We start from the raw sequence: 3,961 nt of genomic DNA on the forward strand, positions 1-3,961 counted from the left end.
CCCTGGGTGATCTCGGGGGCTATGAACAGAGCCGCTTTCGACACCTACATCGCCACCCAGTTGGCGCCTACCCTTGGCCCTGGTGACGTCGTCATTCTCGACAATCTCTCGACACACAAAAGCGCCAAGGCCGCCGAGGTCCTGGGAGAGTTCGGCGCTCGGTTCCTCTTCCTGCCACAATACTCGCCCGACTTGAACCCCATCGAAAAAGCCTTCTCAAAGCTCAAGGCGCACCTGCGGGCCGCCACCGCGCGCACCTTCGACGAGTTGTGGCAGTCCATCGGCGATATCTGCCTCCTCTTCGAGCCACAAGAGTGTAGGAACTACTTCATGGCAAGTGGTCATGCGTCCGATTAAACGCACGGTACTCTAGAGCCGAACAACCGGCCGGCGCGAAACCAGGGCGAAGCGGCTGCCCAGCAGCAGGGCCGCGGCGACGACGCCGCCGAACATGCCCAGCATCAGGCCCGGGGCGCCGACCCCCAGCCTGAAGACCAGCAGTCCGGCCAGCGGCACGCCCACCAGCCAGAAGGCGACGGCATGCATGATCACCGGCATCCAGACATCGCCAGCGCCCCGAAGCGCGCCCATCAGCACGCCCTGAGCACCGTCCCAGATCAACAGCCAGCCGGCCACCACGACGGTCGGCACGGCCAGCGCCAGAACCTCGGCGTCGCTTGAGTAGATGGCCACCAGGGCGGCCGGCCAGATCTCGAACAGGAGCGCGATTAGGGCCATCAGCAGGATCACCAGGCCGACCCCGGTCCAGCCCGCCCGGGCCAGGCCCGGGCCGTCGCCCCGGCCCACCGCGTTGCCCACCCGGATGGCCGTGGCGGTACCCAGGCCGACGGCGCCCATGAAAGCCATGGCGATCAGGTTCTGGGCGATCTGATAGCCCCCCAGTGCCGCCGTGCCGAGATATCCCGCCATCAGCACCAGGGTGGCAAAGGCGCTGGCCTCGAGGCCCTGGGCGAAGCCGAAGGGATAGCCGATGCGGCGCAGCGTGGTTCCCCGCGACCAGTCCACCGGAGCGCCCTGGCGGACGCCGTATTTGCCGCTGCCGGGCATGACATAGGCGTAGCTCACGAGGGCCGCAAGGACCAGCCAACGCACCCCGCTGGTGGCCAGAATGGCACCTTCGGCGCCCATCTCGGGCAGCCCCCAATGGCCGTAGATGAAAAGCCAGTTGAGGCCGGCGTTGACCAGATTGGCGGCCAGCATCACCAGCATGCCGGGCAAGGGCCGGTTGATGCCCTCGAGGAAAAGCGACGTCGTCGCCCCCATCAGCACCGCCGGCATGCCCCAGGCGAACATCTCCAGCACGCCGCCGCCGCCGCGCGCCAGGTCGGCGTCTTGGCCGATGAGCAGCAGGAATTGTTCGCCACCCAGGCAGAGCACAGCCATGACCAGGCCCAACACCGCCGCGTGCGACAGCGCCAGGCGCCAAACATTGCCGCAGACCGCCTTCTCGCCGGCCCCGTCGGCCTGCGCCACCAGCACCGCCGTGCCGTAGAGCATGCCGATGCCGACCAGCAGCAGCATGACCTGGGGCGCCGCGGCAATGCCGAGATAGGCCAGCTCAATCTTGCCGGCGTGCCCCGTCATGGCGATGTCGACCGCCACCATCAGCAGGATGCCGGCGCGGGCGACGATGACCGGCAATGCCAATTGCAAGGTGCGCGAGAGGTGCTGGCGGATGCTTAGGCTGGGCGGGGTGTCGGTCATGGCGGCTCGGTCAGGGCGGCGGCCGCTGCACCCTAGATCATTTCAAGAAGGATATGAATCGCCTGGTGCCGGCGATTCTTGTCGTTCTTGACGAACCCTGACGCCTTTGCGGTTGCGCCGCCGCCGGGCGGCGCAGTACTTTTTGTCTTTCGGGCGTCGCCCGGGCGCGGCCCGCACGGGTGCGGCGGTACCTCCCTTCAGGACGGATCAGAGCAGGAGTTTCTTCGATGCAACACGTGGGAGCTGGACCGGCCGCATATGGCCTCGACAATCATGGCATCCTCGAGGCCAGGACGGTTCATTGGAACCTACCCACGAACTTGCTTCACGAGGAAGCGTTGCGCCGTGGCGAGGGCAGCCCGGCGGCCGGCGGGCCGCTGGTGGTGCTGACCGGCCAGCACACCGGACGTTCGGCCAACGACAAGTACATCTTGCGCGAGCCGGAGAGCGAGAACGAGATCTGGTGGGGCGAAGTCAACCGGCCCATCGAAGCGGCCCCGGCCGAGGCCCTGCGAGCTCTGGTGCTGGCGCATCTGAGGGGCCGGGACCTTTTCGTCACCGACTGCTGGGCCGGCGCCGACCCGGCCTTTCGCGTCGGCGTCCGGGTGGTCACCGAGGCGGCCTGGCACGGCCTTTTCGCCCACAACATGTTCATTCCCGCCAGGGAAGACGAGAGAGCCGGCTTCAAGCCAGCCTTCACGGTCATCGACGCCGCCACCTGCGGCGCCGACCCGGCCCTTCACGGCACCCGCTCCGAGACCTTCATCATCGTCGACTTCTCGGCCCGCACGGTGCTGATCGGCGGCACCTCCTACGCCGGCGAGATCAAGAAATCGGTCTTCAGCATTCTCAACTACCTGCTGCCCGATCAGGGCGTGCTGCCCATGCATTGTTCGGTCAACGTCGGCCGGGGCGGCGATTCGGCTGTCTTCTTCGGCCTCTCCGGCACCGGCAAGACGACGCTTTCGGCCGACCCCGAGCGCACCCTGGTGGGCGACGACGAGCATGGCTGGAGCGAGCGCGGCCTGTTCAACTTCGAAGGCGGCTGCTACGCCAAGGTGATCCGGCTGAGCGCCCGGGCCGAGCCCGAGATCTTCGCCACCACCAGCCGCTTCGGCACCATCCTGGAAAACGTGGTGATGGACGGAGACGGCAAGCTCGACCTCGACGATGCCCGCCACACCGAGAACACGCGCGCCTCCTATCCGCTCGATTTCATCCCCAACGCTTCGGCTGACGGCCTGGCCGGGCACCCGCGTAACGTCGTCATGTTGACCGCCGACGCCTTCGGCGTGCTGCCGCCGATCTCGCGGCTGACGCCGGAACAGGCCATGTACCACTTCCTCTCGGGCTACACGGCCAAGGTGGCGGGAACCGAAAAGGGCCTGGGCAGCGAGCCCCAGGCGACCTTCTCGACCTGCTTCGGGGCGCCCTTCATGCCGCGCCACCCCTCGGTCTACGCCCGCCTGCTGGGCCAGCGCATCGCCCAGCACGAGACCACGTGCTGGTTGGTCAACACGGGCTGGACCGGCGGCGCCTTCGGTACCGGCCAGCGCATGCCGATCGGCCACACCCGGGCGCTCTTGAGCGCGGCGCTGGATGGCCGCCTGGCCAAGGTGGCAACCCAGCCCGACGCCAATTTCGGGCTTTTGGTGCCCCAAAGCTGCCCCGACGTGCCAGGCGAGATCCTGGCACCGCGCAACACCTGGTCCGACAAGGCCGCCTACGACGCCACGGCGCGCGACCTGGTGGCACGCTTCAACGACAATTTAGGCCAGTTCAAGGACTACGTCGACGAGGCCGTGCTAGCCGCCGCCCCTGGCGGCGGCGGCGGCGGCGGCTAACGCCGCTTTTTTTTTGTAGACCCTCACCGGGCGGGCGCATCCGCGGAGTCTTGATTCGCCCCTCACCGGGCGGGCGCATCCGCGCCCTTGGCCTCCGCCCCCCATGGAGGGGCGGCTTAGCGGCGCTAGCAAAGTGTGGTTTTTGCTGCTTGGTCTTTTATTGCAACGGGAGCGACCGCGACCCGCCGCCCCCGCGGCGCGCCCGCGCAGGCTGCGGGCCAAAGGGCCGCCGCCGTGAGCGATAAAAAGCGCAACGGGAGCAACGCGACCCGCCGCCCCTGCGGATCGGGTAGGAGGGGGCCTTGCGGCACCCCTCCTCCCACACCACCGTACGTACGGATCCGTATACGGCGGTTCATGAAGTGCGCTGCGGGTGGTGGAGTTGCTCGATG

General features: G+C 67.7%; 3 protein-coding genes. 2 read left to right on the top strand and 1 reads right to left on the bottom strand.

Annotated features, from left to right (window positions below):
* The coding region (locus QGG75_16805; protein ID MDP6068892.1) for a transposase at nucleotides 1–357 on the top strand (357 nt) is incomplete at its 5' end.
* Nucleotides 358–369: 12 nt separating this feature from the next.
* Here QGG75_16805 and QGG75_16810 read toward each other — a convergent pair.
* Nucleotides 370–1,725: an MATE family efflux transporter gene (locus QGG75_16810; GenBank protein MDP6068893.1), complete on the bottom strand. Its 1,356-nt coding sequence runs from the start codon at nucleotides 1,723–1,725 to the stop codon at nucleotides 370–372.
* 227 nt (nucleotides 1,726–1,952) lie between these two features.
* Between QGG75_16810 and QGG75_16815 the strand changes: the two genes are divergently transcribed.
* The gene (locus QGG75_16815; protein MDP6068894.1) at nucleotides 1,953–3,569 is read left to right on the top strand and encodes a phosphoenolpyruvate carboxykinase; all 1,617 of its coding nucleotides are present in this window, start codon (nucleotides 1,953–1,955) and stop codon (nucleotides 3,567–3,569) included.
* Nucleotides 3,570–3,961: the final 392 nt, after the last annotated feature.

This window comes from Alphaproteobacteria bacterium (genome assembly GCA_030740435.1).
Classification (GTDB): domain Bacteria; phylum Pseudomonadota; class Alphaproteobacteria; order UBA2966; family UBA2966.

Excerpts from the sequence above, each read along its gene's own strand:
- QGG75_16810 (MDP6068893.1), bottom strand. The coding sequence starts at position 1,725 with ATGACCGACACCCCGCCCAGCCTAAGCATCCGCCAGCACCTCTCGCGC.
- QGG75_16815 (MDP6068894.1), top strand. The coding sequence starts at position 1,953 with ATGCAACACGTGGGAGCTGGACCGGCCGCATATGGCCTCGACAATCAT.